The organism is Parvibaculum sp., from assembly GCF_035511255.1.
In the GTDB taxonomy this organism is placed as follows: domain Bacteria; phylum Pseudomonadota; class Alphaproteobacteria; order Parvibaculales; family Parvibaculaceae; genus Parvibaculum.
Window position 1 is genome coordinate 1 of record NZ_DATKFR010000281.1, and the last position, 4,955, is coordinate 4,955.

At 60.7% G+C, this 4,955-nt stretch carries 3 protein-coding genes; all 3 read right to left on the reverse strand.

The genetic code is table 11. The annotated features are described in order from the left end of the window. Positions 1–80 precede the first annotated feature (80 nt). A complete protein-coding gene (gene pepN, locus VMR03_RS11180; RefSeq protein ID WP_325405200.1) occupies positions 81–2,720 on the reverse strand; it encodes an aminopeptidase N in 2,640 nt (879 codons plus the stop codon). Between the two features lie 56 nt (positions 2,721–2,776). Continuing rightward, entirely contained in the window at positions 2,777–4,009 is a 1,233-nt protein-coding gene (locus VMR03_RS11185) for a cysteine desulfurase-like protein (protein ID WP_325405202.1), read from the reverse strand. A gap of 109 nt (positions 4,010–4,118) precedes the next feature. After that, positions 4,119–4,955 (reverse strand): dipeptide epimerase (locus tag VMR03_RS11190; RefSeq protein WP_325405204.1); only part of this gene is annotated, 837 nt, incomplete at its 5' end.

Consider the following 4,955-nt stretch of genomic DNA (forward strand, 5'->3'; position numbering starts at 1 on the left):
TCGGACACCGCCTCGCGGGCCTTGAGTTCTCCCTTGCGGACAAGCTCCGCCGTTTCAATCACTGTTCGCACGGGATACTCCTAGTTCAATGCGTTGTTTATGCTTTCGCGCAGACCGTCGCTGATGCCAGCCGTTGCGCGCACGCGTTCAAGTGCCTTCTTCATCAATTGCCGGCGATGCGGATCGTAGCGGCGCCACTGATTGATCTGGGGCATGATCCAGAAGCTGCCCTGCCGCCCCAGCTTGTCCATCATGATCAGGCGATCGGCGAGGAACTCATAGCCCTTGCCGCTCGGGTCATGAAACATCACCCGGTTCTGCCGGAAGAACCCGCCATAAAAGAGCATGGCGCGCGCCATGTTATTGAGGTCGAAAGCCGGATGGCTTTCCAGTGCGACGATCTCGTCGATCACACCGGGCATACGCGAGAGGGCCTGGGCGTTGAACCACTTGTCGATGACGGTGGGCGCGTCTTTCCATTTTTCGTAGAACCACGCGATGGCTTCCCGCCGCTGCGGGCAATCGATATGGCTCAGGTAGCAAAGAGCCTCGAACATGTCCGTCATGTTGTCGGCGTTTTTCAATTGCCCGAGACAGAGGTCGAGCACATCCGGTGTTCCAAGCGCAGTCAGAAGCTCGAGACACGCATTCCTGAACTTGCGTCGTCCGATCGACGCAAAGTCCTGTTCGTAAGGCCCGGTCGCGGCAAGGGACCGATACTTGTCGATCAGCTGCGCCTTCAGCGCCGTCGCCAGGGCATGGCGCACGAAACTCCGAGCCGTCATGTGCCCATCGAGATCGATGAGATCGAGCCCCTCGCTCAATACGGGCTCGTCGGGGATCGCTAGAAGCTGGGACTTCAGAAACGGATCGGCATCTTCGTCTGAAAGAATGCGGGTGAAAGCGTCAACCACCGCAGCGGGAAGAGCCATCTCCTGCCCTGCTGCACGCTTGGCGGCCAGATCGCGGATCAGCCCGATAAAGAGGGTCTGGCCGGCGTCCCATCGCGCGAAGGGATCGGGGTCGACGGCCAGAAGCGTGGCCAGATCATCCTGCGTCAGATCCGAAATGACCGTCACCGGTGCCGAAAACCCGCGCAGCAGAGACGGGATCGGCCTGACGGACACATCCTCGAAGACGAAGATCTGCTCGGCTTCCGTGAGATTCAGGACGACGTCCGTCATGCTCGATGCAGAGCTGTCATCGGCCAGCCTGAAGGACAAGGCATGTCCCTCATCGGACACCAGCCCGACGCGTACAGGAATATGAAACGGCTCCGCCGGAGCGCGGCCATGTACCGTGCGGCAGCTTTGCCGAAGCGTCAGCGCGTAACGCGAGCGCTCCGCATCATAGCGGCCGCTGGCCTGAATGCGCGGCCGCCCGGCCTGATGGTACCAGCGGCGGAACTGCGAGAGGTCCCGCCCCGATGCGTCCTCCATCGCACGGACGAAATCCTCGGTCGTCACCGCCTGCCCGTCATGCCGTTCGATATAGAGATCGAAGCCGGCGCGGAAAACCTCCCGACCGAGAAGCGTCGCCATCATGCGGATGACTTCAGCCCCCTTCTCATAGACCGTTCCCGTATAGAAATTGTCGATGGCCGTATAGACATCCGGTTTCACCGGATGCGCGGCAGGACCGTCATCCTCCGGGAACTGGTTGCGCCGGAGCGCTTTCACCATTTCGATGCGCCAGGCACCGGTTCCCAGCGTGCTCTCCATGAAAAGCTGATCGCGGTAACGCGTCAGTCCTTCTTTCAGGCTGAGCTGAAACCAATCCCTGCAGGTCACGCGATTGCCGGTCCAGTTGTGAAACTGTTCATGGCCAATAATGCGTTCGATCAGAATGTAGTCATCATCGGTCGTGATCTGCCGATCCGCGACGACGCCATGCGCCTCGATAATATTGAGGCCCTTGTTCTCCATCGCTCCGGCCCAGCCGGACAGGGCCACGAGATGGAACGTATCCAGATCGTACTCGAGACCGAATGTTTCTTCGTCCCAGCTGAACGAACGCTTGAGCGCCGACATCGCAAACCGGCACTTCTCGACCAACTCGCGATCCGAATAAATGAAGAGACGGATCGTCCTTCCGCTCACGGTCTTGAAGCTGTCGGCGAGGATGCCGAAGTCGCCGGCGCAGACTGCGAAGATATAGGAAGGCTTCGGGAAGGGGTCGTGCCATTCGACCCAATGCCGTCCATCCGTGTCCTCACCCGCCGCGACAAGATTCCCGTTGGAAAGCAGAACAGGATAGCGCGACCGGTCGGCCAGCAACCGTACCGTGTAGACGGCAAGAATATCGGGCCTGTCGAGAAAATAGGTGATGCGCCGAAAACCAACGGCTTCACACTGCGTCGAGAGCTTGCCGCCGATCTCAAAAAGCCCCCGCCCCGACTTGTTGGCGGCGGGGCTCGTCTCCGTCTCGATCTCGAGAATGAAGCTGTCCGGCAGCTCGGCGATCGTCAGACTCTGCGGGTCGAGCACATATTCCTGCGGGTCGAGCCTCCGGCCATCCAGAACCACCGAAATCAGATCGAGCTTCTCGCCATCGAGCCGGAGCGCCTCTCGCGCCGCGCCCGGCCGCCGTCGCATCTCAAGCTTCGATGTTACGCGGGTCCGTTGCGCATCGAGTTCGAATGCCAGATGGACCCGATCGATCAGGAAAGAAGATGGCCTGTAATCCGCAAGTTTGACCTGACCAGATGCCGGGGCGTCCATAGTCTTCTCCGCTCAGAAGTCGTAAGGGCGGGCGCGCCGGAAAGGACAGACATTGCTCACGCGACAAGCTCCTTCATTGCCGACAAAATCTCGTCAACTTCGCCATCGGTATTGTAGTGGACCGGCCCGATACGCAAGACACCGGCGTCGCCGAGACCGAGATGCGAGATGACATCGAGCGCATAATTATGTCCGCTCCAGACGAAAATATTCCTTTCGGCAAGAGCCTCTGCGAGCTGGTCAGGGTCCCGCCCTGCCACGCTGATGGAGACCGTCGATACGCGCTCGCTCATCTCGTTGTCCCCGACCAGACCGTGGACACGAATTCCGGGCAAAGCCCGCAACCCCTCGATCAGGCGCTGCGCAAGTCGCTCCTCCTGCCTCAGCATCAGCAACTTGCCGGCATTGATCGACGTCCGCAACGGGACATCGAACGGGCCGAAGACGGTTTTGTCGCCGCCGACCCACGCATAATAGTGAAGTGCGCCCAGAAGGCCCGCGAGAAGCTCGAAAGGGGCCGAACCCTGCTCGAAGCGTCCCGGAAGATAAGTCGGCGCGGCCCTGAGCTTGTCTATCGGCATGTCCGCGAGCAATTCCTTTCGTCCCCACAGAATGCCCAGATGAGGACCGTAGAACTTGTAGGCGGAGCAGACGAGGAAGTCGCAGCCAAGCGTCTGCACGTCGATCACGCCATGAGGCGCATATTGAACGGCGTCGACATAGGTGAGGCCACCATTCGCCTTCATGCGCTTGGCGATCGCGCCGACATCGTTGATGGTACCCGTGATGTTGCTCGCATAATTGACCGCGGCGAATTTCGTGTGCGGCGTCAACAGCCGCTCGAAGGCCGCCATGTCGTAGCGATAGGTTTCGCGATCGAATTCGAGACGCTTCACCACCAGCCCGCGCCGCTCGGCCATCTGCAACCAGGGCGACACGTTGCCGTCGTGATCCATGCTGGTGACGATAATCTCGTCGCCCGGCGCGAAACGATTTTCGAGACCACGCGCCATCCGGAACGTCAGCGCCGTCATGCTGGGGCCTATGACGACCTCTTCGATCGTGTCCGCATTGAAGAAGGCGGCCATACCCTGGCGAACGGCATCGATGATGGCGCTTGTCGCGCGCGTCGTGACAAACGCGCCGTCCTTGTTCGCATTATGATGCAGGAAATAATCCGAGATGCGATCCGTGACGAATTTCGAGACCTGGGTGCCGGCCGGATTGTCGAAATAGATGCGCCGCCGGCCTCCATCCTTCACGGCGAGGGATGGAAACTGCGATCGCACCAAATCGATATCCAAAGTCATTTCATCCCGTCCGCTTCACTCTTAATATGAACGATGTTCATATGAACATCGGGATAGCTGGCCGTCAAGGCCGTTTCAGGCGACGGCGCTACGGCAGCCCCCAGCGGCGAGCCGACGACCAGTCGAGCTCCGATCCGGCATAAACCGTCTCGCCGGACTCGACCTCCCTGAGGAACATGGCCGCATCGAGATCGCAGATGGAACAAAGCTGCGCCACGATGAGTCCCGGTGCCATCGCAAGCGTGGTGCCGTTCGTGCAGCCGATCATCACGCCGAAACCGCGCTTCCGCGCCTCCCTGGCGAGGGCAAGCGCCTCCGTCACGCCGCCCGTCTTGTCGAGCTTGATGTTGATATAGGCATATTTACCCTCGACGCTCGGAAGCGAGGCACGCGTGTGACAGGCCTCATCCGCGCATAGCGGAATACCGCATTCGAAGCCGCGCAGCGGATCGTCTCTGGTCGCGTGAAGCGGCTGTTCGATCAGCTCGACACCGGCCCCCTCGAGGATTGGCACCATTTCCTTGAGCTGGTCGAAGGTCCAGCCCTCATTTGCATCGACGATAAGGCGTGCGTCGGGCGCGGCACGTCTGACATGCTCCATGCGGGCGCGGTCGTCCTCGAAATGCCCCAGCTTTATCTTGAGAAGCTGCCTGTGGCTCTCCTTGCGCGCGACCTCTGCCATCTCCTCCGGCGTCTTGATCGTGATCGTGTAGGCGGTGACGATCGGCGCCGTGGGAGCGACCATCGCCCGAACCTCGGCCGCCACGCCCGACTGCTTGGCTTCGAGGTCCCAGAGCGCGCAATCGAGGGCATTCCGCGCCGCCCCCGCCGGAAGGACCTTCTCCAGCTCTTCGCGCGCGAAGCGTCCGGCGAGCTTTGGCGCAACGGCCTCGATCTGGGCGAGAACCGACTCTTGCGTTTCGCC